Source organism: Pseudomonas sp. PA-1-3F (assembly GCF_021609665.1).
GTDB classification, from domain to species: domain Bacteria; phylum Pseudomonadota; class Gammaproteobacteria; order Pseudomonadales; family Pseudomonadaceae; genus Aquipseudomonas; species Aquipseudomonas paracarnis.
Genome location: NZ_WJZD01000018.1, coordinates 57530 through 76975 on the forward strand (window position 1 = coordinate 57530; position 19446 = coordinate 76975).

Consider the following 19446-nt stretch of genomic DNA (forward strand, 5'->3'; position numbering starts at 1 on the left):
AGTACATAACCCTGTGGGAGCAGGCTTGCCTGCGAAAGCGGTGGTGCAGTGACAGTCGGGGTGACTGACCCACCGCCTTCGCGGGCAAGCCCGCTCCCACAGAAAAGCGAAAAAGCCCCCGTGTTCACTACGGACTGGCCAAACCAGTCAGCCAAGTTGAAGGCTTTGACCATTGCCGCTGCGCCGCTCTGGAGCGACTATTTCAGCGGTTTATCGAGTTGTAAACGTCCTGAAAATAAAAACACAGAAGGATAGGAAGCGATGCGTGAGTATTTGGCTGCCACTACCGAGTTTGATTACCAGCATACCGCCGACGCCGCACTGGCCGGCAATCTGCAGGCGCTCAATGCCTGTGTTGAATGCTGTGACCGTCACGCGCTGCCGGGGCGCATCGCGTTGTTCTGGGAAGGCAAGGACGGGCGCAGCGCCACCTCTACCTTTACCGAACTGCAGGAGCAGGCCGCACGTTTCGCCAACTTCCTGCTGGCCCAGGGCGTCAAGCGCGGTGACAAAGTGGCGGGCCTGTTGCCTCGCACTGCCGAATTGTTGGTGGTCGTGCTGGCAACGTGGCGCATCGGCGCGGTCTATCAGCCGCTGTTTACCGCGTTCGGACCCAAGGCGATTGAACATCGCTTGAACAGCTCTGGCGCAGCGCTGGTAGTCACCGATGCAGTGAACCGTCCCAAGCTGGCGGAGGTCGCCGACTGCCCGACCATCGTCACAGTCGCCGGGGCCAAAGGCGAAGGTATCGTGCGGGGCGACTACAGCTTCTGGGCCGAACTGCCCAATTACTCTTCTCACTGCGAGCCGGTGCTGCTGGGCGCAGAGGAGCCGTTCCTGCTGATGTTCACCTCCGGCACCACCGGCCCGTCCAAGGCGCTGTCGGTACCGCTCAAGGCCATCGTCGCGTTCCAGGGCTATATGCGCGACGCCGTGGACTTGCGCCCCGAGGACGCGTTCTGGAACGTTGCCGACCCTGGGTGGGCCTATGGCATCTATTTCGGCGTGACCGGGCCGTTGTCCATGGGGCACCCGATTACCTTCTACGATGGGCCGTTCACCCTGGAAAGCACCTGCCGGGTCATCAATAAATACGCGATCACCAACCTGACCGGTTCGCCCACGGCGTATCGGCTGTTGATTGCCGGTGGCGAACAGTTCGCCCGTTCGATCAAGGGCAAGCTGCGCATCGTCAGCAGCGCCGGCGAGCCATTGAACCCGGAGGTGATCCGCTGGTTCGCCGACAACCTGGGCGTGACCATCCACGACCATTACGGCCAGACCGAGCTAGGCATGGTGCTGTGCAATCACCATGGTTTGGCGCATCCGGTGCATGTCGGCTCGGCGGGTTTTGCCTCGCCAGGGCATCGCATCGTGGTGCTGGATGACAACCATCAGGAGCTGCCAGCCGGCCAACCCGGCATCCTTGCCATCGACCGCGAGCAATCGCCTATGTGCTGGTTTGCCGGGTACGACGGCGTGAAAACCAAGGCGTTCGTCGGCAAGTACTACCTCAGCGGCGACACCGTGGAGCTGAACCCGGACGGCAGCATCAGCTTTGTCGGGCGCAGCGACGACGTGATCACTACATCCGGCTACCGCGTGGGGCCCTTCGATGTGGAAAGCGCGTTGGTGGAACACCCTGCGGTGGTCGAGGCTGCCGTGGTCGGCAAGCCTTGCCCGGAGCGCACCGAGCTGGTCAAAGCCTTTGTGGTGATCAGTGAGCAATACCGTGCCACCCCGGAGCTGGCTGAAGAGTTGCGCCTGCATGTGCGTCAGCGCCTGGCCGCCCATGCGTACCCGCGGGAAATCGAATTTGTCAGCGACTTGCCCAAGACCCCGAGCGGCAAGCTGCAACGCTTTATTTTGCGCAATCAGGAAATAGCCAAGGCCCAGGCGGCCGTGGCGTGATCCCTTTAAAAGGAAACAACGATGCAGATTGAAAACAAGGTATTCCTGGTCAGCGGCGGCGCGTCGGGCCTCGGCGCGGCCACGGCTGAAATGCTGGTCGCCGCAGGTGCCAAGGTGATGCTGGTGGACTTGAACGCTGACGCCGTGGCCGCCAAGGCCGAGCAACTGGGCGACAACGCCCGCAGTGCCGTAGCAGACATCAGCCAGGAAGCCGCTGCAGAAGCGGCGGTGAAGGCGGCGGTCGAGGCCTTTGGTGGCTTGCATGGCCTGGTCAACTGCGCGGGTGTGGTGCGCGGCGAGAAGATCCTCGGCAAGAATGGCCCGCACGGCCTGGCAAGCTTTGCCCAGGTGATCAACGTCAACCTGGTCGGCAGCTTCAACCTGTTGCGCCTGGCCGCTGCGGTTATCGCTGAAACCGAGGCGAATGCCGACGGCGAGCGCGGCGTTATCATCAATACCGCCTCGGTGGCGGCATTCGATGGGCAGATCGGCCAGGCTGCGTACGCCGCCTCCAAGGGCGCGATCGCCAGCCTCACCTTGCCTGCCGCACGGGAACTGGCGCGCTTTGGTATCCGCGTGATGACCATTGCACCGGGCATTTTCGAAACCCCGATGATGGCCGGCATGACCGACGAAGTCCGCAACTCGCTGGCTGCCGGCGTGCCGTTCCCGCCACGCCTGGGCAAGCCCGCCGAATATGCCGCGCTGGTACGCCACATCGTTGAAAACAGCATGCTCAATGGCGAGGTGATCCGTCTCGACGGTGCCTTGCGCATGGCCGCCAAATAAGGAGCAATTGCCATGAACGACCCTATTGTTATTGTCAGCGCCGTGCGCACGCCCATGGGCGGTTTCCAGGGCGACCTCAAAAGCCTGACCGCACCGCAGCTGGGCGCAGCCGCCATTCGTGCGGCGGTCGAGCGTGCCGGTATCGCCACCGATGCTGTCGACGAAGTGCTGTTTGGCTGTGTGCTGCCCGCCGGGCTTGGACAGGCGCCTGCCCGCCAGGCTGCCCTGGGCGCCGGGTTGGACAAGGGCACGCGCTGCACCACCCTCAACAAAATGTGCGGTTCCGGCATGGAAGCGACGATTCTGGCCCACGATTCGCTGCGCGCTGGCAGCGTGGATGTGGTGATCGCAGGCGGCATGGAAAGCATGTCCAACGCCCCGTACCTGCTGGATCGTGCGCGCAGCGGCTACCGCATGGGCCACGGCAAGGTGCTGGACCATATGTTCCTCGACGGCCTCGAAGATGCTTACGACAAGGGGCGCCTGATGGGCACCTTTGCCGAGGACTGCGCCGAGCACAATGGTTTTACCCGGGAAGCCCAGGACGCGTTTGCCATCGCTTCCCTGACCCGCGCACAAGAGGCCATCACCCACGGCAGCTTTGCCAGTGAAATCGTCCCGGTGCAGGTCACCGTGGGCAAGGAACAAAAAACCATCCTTCACGATGAGCAACCGCCGAAAGCCAAGCTGGACAAGATTGCCAGCCTTAAACCGGCGTTCCGTGACGGCGGTACAGTGACGGCAGCCAACTCCAGCTCGATCTCCGATGGCGCCGCGGCGTTGTTGCTGATGCGTGAGTCCGAGGCACTCAAGCGCGGCCTCAAGCCGTTGGCAGTGATCCACGGGCACGCCGCGTTTGCCGATGAGCCTGGGCTGTTTCCGGTGGCGCCGGTGGGGGCAATTCGCAAACTGATGAGCAAGACCGGCTGGAGCCTCGACGAGGTGGACCTGTTCGAAATCAACGAGGCCTTCGCCGTGGTCAGCCTGGTGACCATGAGCAAGCTGGAGATTCCCCACGACAAGGTCAACGTGCATGGTGGTGCCTGTGCATTGGGCCACCCCATTGGTGCCTCCGGCGCACGCATCCTGGTGACGTTGCTCGCGGCCCTGCGCCAGAAGGGCCTCAAGCGTGGCGTCGCCGCTATCTGCATTGGCGGCGGTGAAGCCACGGCCATGGCCGTTGAATGCCTGTATTGAGGATGACCAATGTTGCCCAATGACGAACAACTGCAAATCAGCGACGCCGCCCGGCAATTTGCCCAGGAGCGTTTGAAACCCTTCGCCGCCGAGTGGGACCGCGAGCATCGTTTTCCCAAGGAGGCCATTGGGGAAATGGCCGAACTGGGATTTTTCGGCATGCTGGTCCCGGAACAGTGGGGCGGTTGCGACACCGGTTACCTTGCCTACGCCATGGCCCTGGAAGAAATCGCCGCTGGCGACGGTGCCTGCTCCACGATCATGAGCGTGCACAACTCGGTGGGTTGCGTACCGATCCTCAAGTTTGGCAATGACCAGCAGAAAGAGCAGTTCCTCACGCCCCTGGCCAGCGGCGCCATGCTCGGTGCCTTCGCGCTGACCGAACCCCAGGCCGGCTCCGACGCCAGCAGCCTGAAAACCCGTGCGCGCCTTGAAGGCGACCACTATGTACTCAACGGCTGCAAACAGTTCATCACCTCCGGGCAAAACGCCGGGATCGTGATTGTGTTTGCGGTCACTGACCCCGCCGCAGGCAAGCGTGGAATCAGCGCGTTTATCGTGCCCACCGATTCGCCCGGTTATACCGTGGCACGGGTGGAAGACAAGCTGGGGCAGCATGCCTCGGACACTTGTCAGATCCTGTTTGAAGACGTGAAAGTACCGGTGGCCAACCGTCTGGGCGAGGAGGGCGAGGGCTACAAAATCGCCTTGGCCAACCTGGAAGGTGGCCGCGTGGGCATCGCCTCCCAGTCGGTGGGCATGGCCCGCGCCGCCTTCGAAGCGGCCCGCGACTACGCCCGTGAGCGTGAAAGCTTTGGCAAGCCGTTGATCGAACACCAGGCCGTGGCCTTTCGCCTGGCCGACATGGCCACCCAGATCGCCGTCGCCCGGCAGATGGTGCATTACGCCGCCGCCCTGCGTGACAGTGGCAAGCCGGCGCTGGTGGAAGCGTCCATGGCCAAGCTGTTTGCGTCCGAAATGGCCGAGAAAGTCTGCTCGGCCGCCTTGCAAACCTTGGGCGGTTACGGTTACCTGAACGACTTCCCCCTTGAGCGGATCTACCGCGACGTGCGGGTCTGCCAGATTTACGAAGGCACCAGCGATATTCAACGCATGGTCATCTCACGCAATCTTTAAGGAGCCGATACATGAGTTACGAAACCATCCTGCTTGACGTCCAGGGCCGTGTCGGGCTGATCACGCTCAACCGTCCCAGCGCACTGAACGCCTTGAATGCACAACTGGTCAGTGAGCTGAACCAGGCGCTGGACAGCCTGGAAGCCAACCCTGAAATTGGCTGCATCGTGCTGACTGGCTCGAAAAAAGCCTTCGCGGCCGGTGCCGACATCAAGGAAATGGCCGAGCTGACCTACCCGCAGATCTATATGGACGACTTGTTCAGCGACAGCGATCGCGTGGCCAATCGCCGCAAGCCGATCATCGCCGCCGTGAATGGCTTCGCCCTGGGCGGTGGCTGCGAACTGGCCCTGATGTGTGACTTTATCCTTGCCGGCGACACCGCCAAATTCGGTCAGCCGGAAATCAATCTGGGCGTGCTGCCGGGCATGGGCGGCACCCAGCGCCTGACCCGTGCAGTGGGCAAGGCCAAGGCCATGGAAATGTGCCTGACCGGGCGTTTTATTGACGCGGTAGAGGCCGAGCGCTGCGGGATTGTCGCGCGTATTGTGCCCGCCGATGAGTTGCTGGAAGAAGCGCTGAAAGTGGCCACCCTGATCGCTGGTAAATCCGTACCGATCAGCATGATGGTCAAGGAAAGCGTGAATCGTGCGTTTGAAGTCAGCCTGTCCGAAGGCGTGCGCTTTGAGCGCCGGGTGTTTCATGCGGCGTTCGCGACCCAGGATCAGAAGGAAGGCATGGCCGCATTCGTGGCCAAGCGGGCGCCGGAATTCAAGGATAAATAACCCTGCCAAACCCCGCATAGCAAAGGTGGGAGCTGGCTTGCCTGCGATGGCATCGCCTCGGTTAGCTGATGGACCGAGGTGTCTGCATCGCAGGCAAGCCATAATGCCAGACGGTCAAGGCATTTTTGTAGGAGCGAGCTTGCTCGCGAGAAGCTCACAGACGCCGCGGTCAGTCAGCAAGCACGCGTTATCGTTGACGTTTTTCGCGAGCAAGCTCGCTCCTACAGAAGGCGATGGTGTCATGTCCGTTAGAGCTGGTAGTTTTTCAACTCCCTGGCAATCACCATCCGCTGAATCTCGCTGGTGCCTTCATAAATCTGCGTGATCCGTGCATCCCGGTAGTAACGCTCCACCGGGTAATCCTCCAGATACCCATACCCACCATGGATCTGCATCGCCTTGGAGCAGACCCGCTCGGCCATTTCCGAGGCGAACAGCTTGGCCTGGGAGGCTTCGGACAAGCACGGTTTGCCGGCAGTGCGCAGGCGTGCGGCGTGGAGGATCAGCAGGCGCGCAGCGTTGAGCTGGGTTTGCATGTCGGCCAGCAGGTTGGCCACGCTCTGGTGTTCGATGATTGCCTTGTCGAACTGCACCCGATCACGGGCGTAGGCCAGCGCGGCTTCAAACGCGGCGCGGGCGATGCCCAGGGCCTGGGCGGCGATACCAATGCGGCCGCCTTCCAGGTTGGAGAGGGCGATGGCCAGCCCCTTGCCGCGCTCACCCAACAGATTGGCTTCGGGAACCTTGCATTGGCTGAGGGTGACGGCGCAGGTGTCTGACGCACGAATGCCCATCTTGTGCTCGGTGCGGTCGACCACGAAACCTGGGGTATCGGTGGGCACCAGGAACGCCGAAATACCTTTCTTGCCCAGGTCCGGATCGGTCACGGCGAACACGATGGCCAACTTGGCCCGCTTGCCGTTGCTGACAAACTGCTTGGCGCCATTGATGACCCATTGGCCATCACGCAGTTCGGCACGGGTGCGCAGGTTATGGGCTTCGGAACCGGCCTGGGGTTCGGTCAGGCAGAAGCAACCGATGGCCTGGCCACTGGCGAGTTCGGCCAGCCAGGTGTGTTTCTGTTCGGTTGTGCCGTAGTTGAGGATCGGCCCGCAACCCACTGAATTATGGATGCTCATCAACGCGCCCGTCGCAGCGTCACCGGCGGATATTTCCTCCACGGCCAGGGCGTAGGCGACGTAATCGACATAGGTGCCACCCCATTCCTCCGGGACGACCATGCCTAGCAGGCCCAACTCGCCCATCTTCGCCACCAGGGCGTCGTCGATCCAGCCGGCTTTTTCCCAGGCTTGGGCATGGGGGGCGATTTCGCCACGGGCAAAATCCCGCGCCATGTCGCGGATCATCACTTGTTCTTCAGTGTATTCAAGATCTTGCATGGCTTATTTCCCAATCTGCACGAAGTCGCGGAAGAAGCTGTCCACATGGCTGGCATCCAGCGCATGGAGGGTGGGCGGGTTCCACTTCGGAGTCTTGTCCTTGTCGATGATCAGGGCGCGAACCCCTTCGATCAGGTCGCCGCGCTCGAACCATTGGCGATCCAGATGCAGTTCGAGGGCAAAGCACTGTTCCAGTGGCAAGTGGCGGCCACGGCGCAGCATCTCCAGGGTCACGGCCATGGCCAGGGGCGAGCGCGTCTGCATGAGGTTGGCGGTGGTCAGTGCCCAGTCGTGACTATCGGCCACGGTTACTTGCTGCAGTTGCTCGACGATGCTGGGCACGTCCGGCAACCCGAAAAAGTGGTCAATGGCCGGGCGCAAGGCCGCCAAGGGGGCGTCGGGCAATTGCTGCACGGCGAGCTTGGCGAGTGCGCCTTGCAGGTCCTTGAGCGGCGAGTCGTGCCATTGCAGGCCGTCGAGTTTCTGATCCAGCTCAACCAACTTGGCGCTGTCGATGTACCAGTCTGCCAACCCGCAGTACAAGGCATCGGCCGCACGGATCTGCACGCCAGTCACCCCAAGGTAAGTACCCAACTCACCCGGAATGCGTGAGAGGAAATAGCTGCCGCCGACATCCGGGAAGTAGCCGATGGCCACTTCCGGCATCGCCAGGCGGCTGCGTTCGGTGACTACCCGCAGGTCCGCACCTTGCACCAGGCCCATGCCACCGCCGAGGACGAAGCCGTCCATCAACGCCAGTACGGGTTTGCGGTAGTGGTGAATGGCCAGGTCGAGGGCATATTCCTCGACGAAGAAGTCCTGGTGCAGGGTGTCGCCTTGCTTGAAGCTGTCGTACAGCGAGCGGATGTCGCCGCCGGCGCAAAAGGCTTTCTCACCGGCGCCGCGCAGTACCACGGCGTAGACCTCGGCGTCGTCGGCCCAGGCCTGCAAATGCGCGGTTAACTGGCGGACCATGTCCAGGGTGATGGCGTTCAAGCCAGCGGGACGATTGAGGGTGAGGTGGCCGATATGGTTGCGCACGCTTGCCAGGACAGCGTCCTGCTGCACCTCGGCGTGGCTTGCTTGGGATGAAACCTGAGCAGTCATCTCTAACTCCCTGCTTTTATTGTCTTTATCAAGATGTTCGCGGGTGAACTCTCTCGTGATCGTACCAGTGCAAATTTGCCTCGTACAACCCGGAATCCTGCAGGTCGTTGTTGCATTTATGCAGTGCCGGTCAAACCACCCGGCTGGCCAGAACCTCACCGATACTGCGACGTCGGGCATGGCCCTCGGCGGCGTGGATCAGTTGCTCCAACTCTGTCGGTTCGACATCGTAGAACTGCTCCATCTCGGCCAACGCGAGCTTGAGATCGGCTGCCGTGATGCTCGGCTCGCTCACGGCATTGGCAGTGCCCAGGATAACCGGGGCTGGCTCGGCAAGGCCCTTGGGATAACGCGTGCGCGTGGCATTGTTATAGGCCAGCGCGCAGGCGAGCAGGGCGCCGGCGCCGAGCATCACCGGCGCAAGCTCGTACCAGCCGAGGTTGACCGATGCCGGATCGGCCAGCACCAGGGTCATGGCCAGGCCGCCGGCCGGTGGGTGCAGGCAGCGCAGCCAGCAGATGAGAATCACGGTCATGCCCGCCGCCAGGCAGGCGCTGCCCAAGGTGCGCCCCAAGACGCGGGCGACCAACAACGCGACGATGCCTGCACACAGGTAACTGCCCATGATTGACCAGGGTTGGGCCAGCGCCCCCGACGACACGGCAAACAGCAGTACGGCCGATGCGCCAAGCGGGCCGAGCAGGTGCAGGGCCACCTCCATGCCGAACACCTGGGCACAGGCCCAGACACTGAACATCGTGCCCAGGGCCATGCCGATGGCTGCACGGCTCCATTCGGCGGGACGGGTGTTGATTGCAGCGGGTAACCAGCGAGCGAGCATTGAGAGACGGTCCATAAACAGCGGGCGAAAAAAAAGGCCTGCCTGGTTTCCCGGAACAGCCCTTTGAAGGTTCCAACATTTGGGGGAAGGAACCTGTGCAGTGTGCAGTGCTTGATAACGCGGCGCCAATGCATATTAATGAGGGTTAAATGCAAAATAAATGCAGCTAAAAGGCCTCGCCGTAGGTAATCGGCCCGGAGTCTGCGGGTGTAGCCGGATTGATCTTGCCCAGCACGCGACTATGGGTTTCTTCATTGAACAGACGCGCTTGCAGGTCTTCGCGCAGCCTTGGATCGTCGGCCAGCGGCCCTTTCAACGCCACCAGTGCGTCACGCAACGCCATCAAACGATCCAGCCTGGGTAAAGGGAGGGTTAACAGGTTTTCTCGCACGGCATTGTCCTCTCGATGAAGTAAGCCATCGCGCGCGGGCAGCCTACAACGTCCTTGTTGTCATGAAGTGCCCTGGCCCAAGCGTTTCAGGGCAGTCCTGGCGGTCGGGTGGTAGATAGTAAGTGCACGTGGCAGCGAGTCTACAGTTGGGCTCCGAGCACCGGAAGGGAAAGTGCACCAGCCATTACGCAAACAAATGTAGGTGTTTTCTTGGTACCTATGATGAAAGTCGCCCACTCGTGGAGGAGTGGGCGTTCTTTCTTACAGTGCAGCGGGCATAGCACTCAAGGCGTCGTGGCTTTTGCCAAGTGCAGCAACACATACGGATTTTTGTCGAACGCTGCGGTGAGCGTCGGCGTGATTGAGCGCAGGCGCGGATCGTCCAGTGCCTGGAAGTCAGCCTGGCTCATGACCAACCATGCCGGCGCCTGGACCGGTTTCAATTCGGCAGGCAGTTGGGTAAACAGCGGCACCTTGTCGCAATCGAAGTTGACCATGAACTTGATAGCTTTCGCGTCTTTGCCCAGTGCATGCAACACCAGCGGCGCCGGTTGCTGCTGAACGTGCGCCTTGACGGCAAGGCTGAAGGTGCGGGTGTCGTACACCTGACGTTCCAGGGGTTCAACCACCATGATGTAGGTGGTCCAGAGGGCGAGCACGGCGGCCAAGGCGGGGCCGTAGGTGCGCAGCCGCGAGCGGAGCAATGCCAGCAGGGCCAGCACCTGTAGCGTGCCGAGCACGACGAAGATCAGCTCAAGGTCGGCCAGCGGTTCCGGGTAGCGCCGCCGCGCCACCATCAAGCCAATGGCCAACAGCGTTGGCAACAGCGTCCAGATGCCCAGCATCAAGGCGCGTAGCCACGCAAACTGTCGCCCTTGCGTGACCGCGAAGGGGTACGCGGCAATGATCGCGGCCATCGGCAGCATCGGCAGGATGTAGCGCGCTTTCTTGGCTTGAGGTACCGACAGGCCCAGCATCACCAGCACAGCCGCTGCCGCGCAGTAGAGCACCAGCTTCAAGGCCGGGGCCGGTGCGCGTCGACCGTCCATCAGCACCGCCAGCAGCACTAACAATGCCAGTGGATAGGCCAGGGCGTAGTTGCCCAGGGAACTGGTGAAGTAATACAGGACGCCGCCGGAGCCTTCGCTGCCATCCATTCGCCCCAGGAACTGCATGCGAATCACGTCATGCATGAAGTTTTCACCGCCGCTGAGCTTGGCCAGCAGCAGCAACAGACCGACGCACGCCGCCAGCAGCGCCAGTGCCAGCAGGCCGAAGCTGAACAGCTGGCGCCACTGGCGGTTGATCAGGTAATAGCTGCACAACACGCCCGTAGGGATCACCAGGCCGATCGGGCCACGGATGGCAAACCCCAGCAGCAACAGCAAAAACACCCAATGCAGGCGCTTGGCGGCAGCGAAATGATCATGGGCATAGCCTAGGTAGAACACCGCCAACGCCACGGCGGCGAGCATCTGGTCGAGGGAGACTGCACGGGTTTCGCTGATGAACGTACTGCTGAGCAGCAGCATCGCAATACTCAGCAGGCCCCAACGTGGCGAGTAGGGTGCCGTGAGGCGATAGACCAGCACCACGATCAGCGCCGAAGCGACCGCCGTGGGCAGCCACGCCGTCAGGCTGGTGACCTGGCCCAGGGGCAACGACAGCAGCCACGTCAGCAGGGTCGAGGTCGCCAGGTAATCGGCATACGGCTGACCATAGGTGGTGGGAAAGAAACTCGGGCCATGGCGCAGCATTTCCTGGGCAAACAGCACAAAGCGCGAATCAAAGCCGATGATCGCCTGGTGCCAGTTGCCGACGATAAACAACAGCAGCGCCAAGAGCCCAAGCCCCAGGGACTGGCGGCGGATCGTTGCACGCTGCCCGGACGGTAAGGCGATGTTCACTTAGCAAGCGTCCTTGACCTGTTCCACCCAGTTTTGCTGGGGGATCGGTAACTCGCAGGAGTCGCCGCGGCCGATGGGGAAGTACTTGAAGCCTTTGCGCGTCAGGCGCTCGCCGTCGTACAGGTTACGGCCGTCGAAGATCACCGGGGTTTTCAGGCGCTGGTGAATCAGGTCAAAGTCCGGCGCCTTGAATTGCTGCCATTCAGTGCACACGATCAACGCATCGGCGCCGCCCAAGGTGGATTCCGGGGTGCCCATCAGCATCAGGCGCGGGTCATCGCCGTAGATGCGTTGGGTTTCCTGCATGGCTTCAGGGTCGAAGGCGCGCACATTGGCCCCGGCAGCCCACAGGGCTTCCATCAGCACGCGGCTGGGGGCGTCACGCATGTCATCGGTGTTGGGCTTGAAGGCCAGGCCCCACAAAGCAAACGTCTTGCCCTTGAGGTTGCCCTGGAAGAACGCGTTGATGCGCTCGAACAGCTTGCTCTTCTGGCGCTGGTTGATGGCTTCCACGGCTTCGAGCAGGTCGCTGGAGCAGTTGGCCTGCTTGGCGCTGTGGATCAGGGCGCGCATGTCTTTGGGGAAGCACGAGCCGCCATAACCGCAGCCAGGGTAGATAAAGTGGTAGCCGATGCGTGAGTCGGCACCGATGCCCAGGCGCACCGACTCAATGTCGGCACCCAGGTGTTCAGCCAACTCGGCGATCTGGTTGATGAAGCTGATCTTGGTGGCCAGCATGCAGTTGGCGGCGTACTTGGTCAGTTCGGCGCTGCGCAGGTCCATGAAGATGATGCGATCGTGGTTGCGGTTGAAGGGCGCGTACAGGTCGCGCATCACGTCGCGCACCTCTTCACGCTCGCAGCCGATGATGATCCGGTCCGGGCGGCGGCAGTCGGCAACGGCTGAGCCTTCCTTGAGGAATTCCGGGTTGGAGACGATATCGAACTGCAGCTCACGGCCGGCGGCGCGCAGGTTATTGAGGATGTGGTCGCGCAATGTGTCGCCAGTGCCGACCGGTACAGTGGATTTTTCCACCAGGATCACCGGCGCCACGCGATGGCGGGCTACCGCATCACCTACCGACAGCACGTATTTCAGGTCGGCCGAGCCGTCTTCATCCGACGGCGTGCCCACGGCAATAAACAACACTTCACCGTGCTCGACGGCGAGTTTTTCGTCGTGGGTAAAGCGCAGGCGCCCGCTTTCCAGGTTGTCCTTGACCATGGCTGCCAGGCCCGGCTCGAAGATGGTCACATGCCCCTTCTGCAGCGATTCGACCTTGTGCTTGTCAACGTCCATGCAAATGACATCGTGACCGACTTCGGCTAATACAGTGGCCTGGACCAGACCAACGTAACCACTACCAAATACACTGATTTTCATGGGGTATTCCTGGGACTTGAGGTGCTAGCACGACGAGAGTTGATAACCAGTACGCCGAGGATGACCAAGGCCACCCCCAGGGTTTTTGAACGCGAAAAATCTTCGTTGAACACCGGCAGGCAGGCGGCCAGCAAATACACCAGCGCGTAGCTGATACTGAGCAGCGAATAGGCGCGGCCCAGGGGTAAGTGCTTCAGTGCGCCGAGCCAGCACAGCATCGACAGCGCATAGGCGATGATCGCCAGGATCACCACGCCCAGGGCGCCCAGGTCGATGCTGTTATCCGTGAAGGCAGCCAGCCATTGGGTGGGAAGCGGCAGGCGCGTCATGCTCCAGCGCATGCCCAGTTGGGCACCACTCACCAGGCCGACACTGCCCAAAGCCAGGGCGAAACCCCACACGCGACTCATACCTGGCGCCCCAGCAAGACCACGCCGGCAATCACCAGCCCCACGCCCAGCCAGTGACGGCCATCAATGGGTTCGTGAAACACAAAGCGCGCCATCAGCGTGACCAGCACAAAATTCAGGCTGAGCATGGGGTAGGCAATGCCGACTTCCAGGCGCTGCAACACCAGCAGCCACACCAGCAAGCCCAGGCCCAGGCACACCAGCGCCGACCACAACCACGGTGAGCGCAGTTTCGGTGCCCAGCCGTCCGGCACGTCGCGCCAGCTTTCCACGGCGAATTTTTGCGAGACTTGGCCCATGCAGGTCAGCAGGCAGGCCGTGAGCAGTAGCAGCAGGGTGATCATGGCGCGACCTGCGGGAAAATCAGGATCACGATCTTGCCTTGCGCATAACGCTTGCCGTCAGTGGGCAGCAGTGCGAGTTCTTCTTTTTCGCCGGTGCTATTGACGCGCATCACCACGCCCACCGCGCCGGTACGCCGGGTTTCGGCCATCCACGCCTGGATGCGGTTACGGTCGACCAGACGCGGGGCCGTATCCTCGTAAGCCAGGCCGTACTTGACCTCACCCGAGGTGTTGTACAGCGTGATATCGGGACGCTTGAGGCGCCAGGACAGCGCCGAGGCGGCGCCCAGGTCGTTGCTCAGCAGGGCAACGCTGGGTTGCAATTCGTCGATGTGATCAATGATGAACTGGTCCGGGGTCTTGTTGTAAACCACCGAATGAGGCAACGCCGCAGGCACCAGCAGCACCAGTAATCCACTGCCGATCAGCGGCGCGGCCCACAATGCCAAAGGGCGCGCCGCTTGCAGCAGATTGACCACAATCCAACCGAACAAAAAGATGAACACCAGCACCAGGCTGAGGGTTTCTTCTCCCGGTTCGTATACCGGCTTCTTCAACTGGAACCAGCTGAGGGCCAGCAAGACCAGCACACCGATCACCAGGTTCAACCAACCATTGATGCGCAACACACGCCCGCGCCCTTGAGCCAGTTTGTCGCTCAGGGCCGAGCCCATCAGCAAGGCCAGGGGGAGCATGCACGGCATGATGTAGGAGGGCAGCTTGCCTTTGGCCAGGCTGAAAAAGGCCAGGGGCATCAACAGCCACAGTAGCAGGAACGCGGTTTTCGGCACGCGACGTTGCAGCCAGGCCTGCTTGAACGCGGACGGCAATAGCGCAACCCACGGCAGCGCGAACCCTACCAGCAGCGGCAAGTAATACCAGAAAGGTTCGGCGTGCTGGGCGTCTTCACCGGCAAAGCGTTGGATGTGCTCGTGCCAGAAAAAGAAATGCCAGTAGTCCGGCTCTTGCAGGTGCACGGCCAGGGCCCACGGCACGCTGACAGCAATCGCCACCACCACGGCAACAGGGCCAAATTTGCACAACTCGCCAAAACGTTTTTGCCAGACGGCGTAGGGCAGGGCGACCAGCACCGGCAGCAACCAGGCCAGGAAGCCCTTGGTCATGAAGCCCATGCCGCACGCCAGGCCCAGCAAGGCCCAGGACCACAAGCGCGCACGCCGCGTGGTGCTGTCGAAACAGAACCACAAGGCCACGCCTGTCAGGTTGACCCAGAAGGTGAACTGCGGGTCCAGGTTGGCATAGCCGCCCAGCGCGGCCACGCTGACGAAGCTCATGTAGAGCAGCGTGCTGACCAGGCTTTTTTGCGGGTCGTTCCACAACCGGCGAGAGACCAGATACACCAGCAGAATGCTCAAACCGGTGCTCAATGCCGAGGCAAACCGCACGCCGAACAGGTTCTGCCCGAAGATCGCCTGGCCCAGCGCGATCATCCAATAGCCTGCGGCGGGCTTTTCGAAGTAGCGAATGCCCATGAAGTGCGGCGCGGCCCACTTGCCGGTCAGCAGCATTTCCTGGCTGATTTGCGCATAGCGGGTTTCATCTGGAATCCACAGGCCATGGGTGGCCAATGGCAGCAGGTAGAACACGGCAAACGCCAGCAGGAGCAGGGGCAAAGCCCAGCGGCGGATCATGCCTGCTGCACTCCCAGCCAACCCTCGCGGCCGCTCAATGCGCCGCGCACCAACTGTTGCTGGGGCAGGGTGGTCACATCCGTGGGCAACAGCTCGCCCAAGGGTTTGAAATCAATGCCGCGCTGCCCGGCCTGGGCGAGCAACTGGCGAAAATCATTGGCCATCAGAATCCCTTCTACTTCTGCGTGGATCGTGTAGACGTTCAGCTTTGACGCGTTGAAGCGATCAAGAATGAAGCGGTTGAAATCGTTGGCAGCCACCACCGGCCCGACGACTTCGTCGAAGGTCGGCAGGTCTACCGGAATTTGTGGGGTGCCCGCGCTGCCATCGGCCAGGGTTGGTCGAAACAGGCTGGAGCCCCGGCAATCGCTGTTGTAGCGAAAGTTGAAGCCTTGCTTGGCTTGCACCACACGCTCATCGGCACGCCAGCCAGCGGCCGCTGAACAGTCGATACGTTCGCCGAGGATGTCGCTCAAGGTGTCTACGCCGCGTCGAATTTGCTCGACCAGTTGTGCCTCGCTCCAACGCCCGGTGTTGGCCTGCCAACCATGGTGGTCCCAGGCGTGCAGGCCGACTTCATGCCCGGCCGCCTTGGCCTGGCGCATCAAATGCCCCAGGTCTCGGCCAATCGGCTTGCCTGGCCAGGCAGTGCCGGCCAACAAGATGTCCCAGCCATACAGGCCGGCCGCGTTGGAGCGCAGCATCTTCCACAGGAACTGCGGGCGGATCAGGCGCCACAAGTGACGCCCCATGTTGTCCGGCCCGACACTGAAGAAGAACGTCGCTTTGACCCCGGCTTCGGCCAGGGAGTCGAGCAACCGTGGCACACCTTCACGGGTGCCGCGGTAGGTGTCGACGTCGATGCGAAGACCTGCCTGCATTACTTTTTATCCGCAATTTCAAGCATGGCTTCACGCAAGAAGAAATCGAGCGTGTTGCCGATGGTTTCGCTCATCTGCACGCTCGGCTCCCAGTTCAGCAGGCGCTTGGCGTTTTCGATGCTCGGCTTGCGGTGCGCCACGTCCTGGTAGCCTGTGCCGTAGAACGCCTTGCTCTCGACGTCGCGGAAACCGGCGAACGGCGGGAAATTGTGGCGCAGTGGGTGAGCCTCGAACTGACGCAGCAGTTCTTCGCCCAACTGGCGAATGCTGGCTTCGTTTTCGGGGTTGCCGATGTTGATGATCTGACCGTCGCAGACGCCATTGTCGTTATCAATGATGCGCGCCAGGGCTTCGATGCCGTCGGCAATGTCGGTGAAGCAACGCTTCTGCTCACCACCGTCGAACAGACGGATCGGCGTGCCTTCCACCAGGTTCAGGATCAGCTGGGTAATGGCGCGGGAGCTGCCGATACGCGCCGAGTCCAGACGGTCCAGGCGCGGGCCCATCCAGTTGAATGGACGGAACAGGGTGAACTTCAAGCCCTTGTCGCCGTAAGCCCAGATCACGCGGTCCAGCAGTTGCTTGGAGACGGAGTAGATCCAGCGTTGCTTGTTGACCGGGCCCACTACCAGGTTGGAGGTGTCTTCGTCGAAATACTGGTCTTGGCACATGCCATAGACTTCGGAGGTCGACGGGAAAATCACGCGCTTGTTGTACTTGACGCAGTAGCGCACCAGCTTGAGGTTTTCTTCGAAGTCCAGTTCGAATACGCGCAGCGGGTTACGGGTGTATTCGATCGGCGTGGCGATGGCCACCAGCGGCAGCACCACGTCGCATTTCTTGATGTGGTACTCGATCCACTCGGTGTGGATGCTGATGTCGCCTTCCACGTAATGGAAATTCGGGTGGCTGCGCAGGCGCTCGATGGCGTCGGAGCCGATGTCCAGGCCATAGACTTCGTAGCGGTCGTCACGCAGCAGGCGCTCGGACAGGTGGTTACCGATAAAACCGTTCACGCCCAGGATCAGCACACGGGTACGGCGCGGCTTGCGACCCGACTCGGCGCCGCGCAGTACGGAGCCATCCACCAGGCCCAGTTCATCAGCCAGGGACGGGCCGGCCAGGTACAGGCCGTTTTCGTTGCGCTGGCCGAACTTGACCACCAGGGAATCTTCACCGCAGGCAATGCGCAGCGGGTTGACGCTGATTACACGGCCAGGCGCCAGACCTTCGTTGCCTTTGACCACGTCGGCTTGCCACACGATCAGCTTGTGCTCGCCCACGGCGCAGAAGGCGCCCGGATAGGGCTGGGTCACTGCGCGTACCAGGTTGAACAGTTGCTCGGCAGGTTTTTTCCAGTCCAGCTTGCCATCGGCGGCGGTGCGACGACCGAAGTAGGTGGCTTTGCTCTCATCCTGGGCGGTTTCGCTCAGCTTGCCCTGGGCCAGCTGTGGCAGGGCATCACGCAGCAGCGCCGTGGCCGCATCACGCAGCTTGGCGTGCAGGCTCAGGCCGGTATCGCTGCGCTCGATGGTGACTTTTTGCTGGGCCAGGATGGCGCCGGCATCGGCACGCTTGACCATGCGATGCAGGGTCACGCCGGTTTCGGTTTCGCCGTTGACCAGCACCCAGTTGGCCGGGGCGCGGCCACGGTATTTAGGCAGCAAGGAGCCGTGCAGGTTGAACGCGCCTTTGCGGGCGGTGGCCAACAGCGGCTCGCTCAGCAGGTTGCGGTAGTAGAACGAGAAGATGTACTCCGGGTTCAGCTTGGCGATGCGTTCGACCCACAGCGGGTGGTTGGCGTCTTCCGGTGCATGCACCGGGATGCCATTGCGGGCGCAAAGTTGGGCTACGGAGCCGTAGAAGTTGTTTTCCTTGGGGTCATCGGCATGGGTGAACACGGCGGCGATGTCGTAACCGGCGCTGAGCAGCGCTTCAATGCCTGCGCAGCCAATATCGTGGTAGGCGAATACAACAGCTTTTGAACTCATGACTGGACCTGATCCGAAGAAGAAGTAGAAGTATGGGAAGACACCAGACCGTCGACCACGACGACTGGAGCCGGTGCTGCCGGTTGGTTGCGCAGCACTTTTTCAATAAAGAAGCGTGGGCGGGCGCGGACATCGCTGTACATGCGGCCCAGGTATTCGCCCAGCAGGCCCATGCCGATGAACTGGCCACCGGTGAACACAAACAACACCGCAAACAGCACGAACAGGCCATCACCGGCCCAGTCGGCGCCGAAGGCCAGGCGCATGACGATCAGGGCAAAGGCAAACAGCACGCCCAGCGCCGCCAGGCTGAAACCGACGATGGACAGCAGGCGCAAGGGCGTGGTGGTCATGCAGGTCAGCAGGTCGAACATCAGGCTGATCAGGCGCATGGCGCTGTATTTGGATTCGCCGTGCTCACGTTCGGCGTGGTGCACCAGGATTTCCGTGGTGTGGCGGGCGAAGCCGTTGGCCAGGATAGGAATGAACGTGCTGCGTTCACGGCAGGCGAGCATGGCGTCGACAATGGTGCGTCGGTAGGCGCGCAACATGCAGCCGTAGTCGGTCATGGCCACGCCGGTAGAGCGCTGCACGGCAAGGTTGATCAAGCGCGACGGCCAGCGGCGGAAGGCCGAGTCCTGGCGGTTATTACGCACGGTGGCGACCACGTCGTAGCCCAGGGCAGCTTGCTCGACTAGGCGCGGAATCTCTTCCGGCGGGTTCTGCAGGTCGGCGTCGAGGGTGATCACCACTTCGCCACGGCACTGTTCGAAGCCGGCCATGATCGCCGCATGCTGGCCGTAGTTGCGGTTAAGGATCACCGCTACCACATTGCTACCGTCTTCGGCGGCAGCGTCTTCGAGCAGTTGAGCGGAGTTGTCGCGGCTACCGTCATCCACCAGGATGATTTCGTATTCGTAAGCCAATTGCTTGCAGGCTGCCGTGGTGCGACGCAGCAACTCGGGCAGGCTTTCTTGTTCGTTGTAGACCGGGATAACGATCGACACGCAATGAATAGGGTAGGGTTTCAAAGATTCATGACCTCGGGCTAAAGCGACTTCAAGCGTGAAAACAGCAGCGTTCATTGGGCGAAACTACAGCCCGCAGGTTACAAAACGGCGCTAAAGATGACGCGTTTTCAATAGGTTAGTCGATAATCCACGGATTGCTCTTAAGTGTTGCGTACAAGGTTAAGCGCAAAAATGTGCAACGAATATGAAAGGCGGATGAAAAACTCGTTTATTTGACAGGCAGACAGCTAGGGTTCAGCTAAGTAATCAAGGCGTTACATGTAGGTCTCACAGGGCGACATCGGAGCTT

Annotated in this window: 17 protein-coding genes; 5 read left to right on the forward strand and 12 right to left on the reverse strand. The window is 61.5% G+C overall.

All coding sequences use genetic code 11. From position 1 onward, the window contains the following. The first annotated feature begins 261 nt into the window (after positions 1 to 261). From GIV26_RS14810 to GIV26_RS14830, 5 genes are read left to right on the forward strand one after another with little or no spacing between them, the layout of a single operon-like run. Positions 262 to 1911, forward strand: a complete 1650-nt coding sequence (locus GIV26_RS14810) for an AMP-binding protein (RefSeq protein WP_054919007.1) — start codon at positions 262 to 264, stop codon at positions 1909 to 1911. Positions 1912 to 1932: 21 nt separating this feature from the next. Further along, positions 1933 to 2700: an SDR family NAD(P)-dependent oxidoreductase gene (locus GIV26_RS14815; protein ID WP_236281307.1), complete on the forward strand. Its 768-nt coding sequence runs from the start codon at positions 1933 to 1935 to the stop codon at positions 2698 to 2700. A gap of 12 nt (positions 2701 to 2712) precedes the next feature. Further along, positions 2713 to 3897, forward strand: coding sequence for an acetyl-CoA C-acyltransferase (locus GIV26_RS14820; protein ID WP_047710882.1), 1185 nt, complete (start codon positions 2713 to 2715; stop codon positions 3895 to 3897). A 9-nt stretch (positions 3898 to 3906) separates the two neighbouring features. Next, positions 3907 to 5034: an acyl-CoA dehydrogenase gene (locus tag GIV26_RS14825; protein ID WP_034127453.1), complete on the forward strand. Its 1128-nt coding sequence runs from the start codon at positions 3907 to 3909 to the stop codon at positions 5032 to 5034. A gap of 11 nt (positions 5035 to 5045) precedes the next feature. Continuing rightward, positions 5046 to 5819: an enoyl-CoA hydratase gene (locus tag GIV26_RS14830; protein WP_034127452.1), complete on the forward strand. Its 774-nt coding sequence runs from the start codon at positions 5046 to 5048 to the stop codon at positions 5817 to 5819. 248 nt (positions 5820 to 6067) lie between these two features. Here GIV26_RS14830 and GIV26_RS14835 read toward each other — a convergent pair whose 3' ends face one another. From GIV26_RS14835 to arnC, 12 genes are all read right to left on the reverse strand, one after another. Further along, the gene (locus GIV26_RS14835; RefSeq protein ID WP_089041737.1) at positions 6068 to 7219 is read right to left on the reverse strand and encodes an acyl-CoA dehydrogenase family protein; all 1152 of its coding nucleotides are present in this window, start codon (positions 7217 to 7219) and stop codon (positions 6068 to 6070) included. A 3-nt stretch (positions 7220 to 7222) separates the two neighbouring features. Next, positions 7223 to 8326, reverse strand: coding sequence for an enoyl-CoA hydratase/isomerase family protein (locus GIV26_RS14840; protein ID WP_236281310.1), 1104 nt, complete (start codon positions 8324 to 8326; stop codon positions 7223 to 7225). 130 nt (positions 8327 to 8456) lie between these two features. Beyond that, the gene (locus GIV26_RS14845) at positions 8457 to 9167 is read right to left on the reverse strand and encodes an HPP family protein (RefSeq protein WP_034127449.1); all 711 of its coding nucleotides are present in this window, start codon (positions 9165 to 9167) and stop codon (positions 8457 to 8459) included. Between the two features lie 166 nt (positions 9168 to 9333). Then, a complete protein-coding gene (locus GIV26_RS14850; RefSeq protein WP_254989728.1) occupies positions 9334 to 9522 on the reverse strand; it encodes a type VI secretion system contractile sheath small subunit in 189 nt (62 codons plus the stop codon). A gap of 320 nt (positions 9523 to 9842) precedes the next feature. Beyond that, complete coding sequence (locus tag GIV26_RS14855; RefSeq protein WP_096144640.1) at positions 9843 to 11465, reverse strand: ArnT family glycosyltransferase; 1623 nt, start codon at positions 11463 to 11465, stop codon at positions 9843 to 9845. Beyond that, the gene (locus GIV26_RS14860; RefSeq protein WP_034127447.1) at positions 11466 to 12848 is read right to left on the reverse strand and encodes a UDP-glucose dehydrogenase family protein; all 1383 of its coding nucleotides are present in this window, start codon (positions 12846 to 12848) and stop codon (positions 11466 to 11468) included. It abuts the gene before it with no gap. Then, positions 12845 to 13258: a 4-amino-4-deoxy-L-arabinose-phosphoundecaprenol flippase subunit ArnF gene (gene arnF, locus GIV26_RS14865; protein ID WP_096144642.1), complete on the reverse strand. Its 414-nt coding sequence runs from the start codon at positions 13256 to 13258 to the stop codon at positions 12845 to 12847. Before arnF ends, GIV26_RS14860 begins: the two co-directional genes overlap by 4 nt. Continuing rightward, the gene (arnE, locus tag GIV26_RS14870; RefSeq protein ID WP_060764738.1) at positions 13255 to 13602 is read right to left on the reverse strand and encodes a 4-amino-4-deoxy-L-arabinose-phosphoundecaprenol flippase subunit ArnE; all 348 of its coding nucleotides are present in this window, start codon (positions 13600 to 13602) and stop codon (positions 13255 to 13257) included. Before arnE ends, arnF begins: the two co-directional genes overlap by 4 nt. Continuing rightward, positions 13599 to 15254 (reverse strand): lipid IV(A) 4-amino-4-deoxy-L-arabinosyltransferase, encoded by a 1656-nt coding sequence (gene arnT / locus GIV26_RS14875; protein WP_198861553.1) that lies wholly within the window; start codon positions 15252 to 15254, stop codon positions 13599 to 13601. The genes arnE and arnT overlap by 4 nt, the downstream gene beginning before the upstream one ends. After that, positions 15251 to 16135 (reverse strand): 4-deoxy-4-formamido-L-arabinose-phosphoundecaprenol deformylase, encoded by an 885-nt coding sequence (gene arnD, locus GIV26_RS14880; RefSeq protein ID WP_127881523.1) that lies wholly within the window; start codon positions 16133 to 16135, stop codon positions 15251 to 15253. The genes arnT and arnD overlap by 4 nt, the downstream gene beginning before the upstream one ends. Further along, positions 16135 to 18126, reverse strand: coding sequence for a bifunctional UDP-4-amino-4-deoxy-L-arabinose formyltransferase/UDP-glucuronic acid oxidase ArnA (gene arnA, locus GIV26_RS14885; protein ID WP_186527332.1), 1992 nt, complete (start codon positions 18124 to 18126; stop codon positions 16135 to 16137). Before arnA ends, arnD begins: the two co-directional genes overlap by 1 nt. Further along, complete coding sequence (arnC, locus tag GIV26_RS14890; protein WP_003191219.1) at positions 18123 to 19157, reverse strand: undecaprenyl-phosphate 4-deoxy-4-formamido-L-arabinose transferase; 1035 nt, start codon at positions 19155 to 19157, stop codon at positions 18123 to 18125. The genes arnA and arnC overlap by 4 nt, the downstream gene beginning before the upstream one ends. Positions 19158 to 19446: the final 289 nt, after the last annotated feature.